Consider the following 503-nt stretch of genomic DNA (forward strand, 5'->3'; position numbering starts at 1 on the left):
GCATTCACCTTATTCACAGTAACACTTGTACTTGGTTTGATCGAACTGTAATCAATCTCTTTACCAAGGAATGCATCATATCCGCCTTTAATCACTTCCAGAAGTCCCTGTCCGCCGGAATCTACCACACCTGCTTCTTTTAATACCGGAAGCATCTCTGGTGTCTTATTCAACACTTCCTCTGCATATTCGATCACAGCCGGGATGAATACTTCCAGATCATCTGTCTCTTCAGCCATCTCTGCTGCCTTTGTCGCAATTCCGCTGGCAACAGTAAGGATGGTTCCTTCCTTCTGCTTCATAACAGCCTTGTAAGCAGTATCTCTTGCTCTCTGGCATGCCGCAGCAAGTGCAAGCACATCAATCTCTTTCTCTTCTTTGATCGCCTTTGTAAATCCTCTTAAAAGCTGAGATAAGATAACTCCTGAGTTACCTCTCGCCCCGCGCAGGGATCCGGAAGAGATTGCCTTTGCAAGATCCTTCATCTCCGGGTTATTTAATGC

Annotated in this window: 1 protein-coding gene; it reads right to left on the reverse strand. The window is 45.7% G+C overall.

Annotation, left to right across the window (positions count from 1 at the left end; all coding sequences use genetic code 11):
- Window positions 1-503: DAK2 domain-containing protein (locus tag ACTRC3_RS11790; protein WP_440323201.1), on the reverse strand; the 503-nt coding region annotated here is incomplete at both ends.

It is taken from the genome of Laedolimicola sp., from assembly GCF_051972735.1.
In the GTDB taxonomy this organism is placed as follows: Bacteria; Bacillota; Clostridia; order Lachnospirales; family Lachnospiraceae; genus Laedolimicola; species Laedolimicola intestinihominis.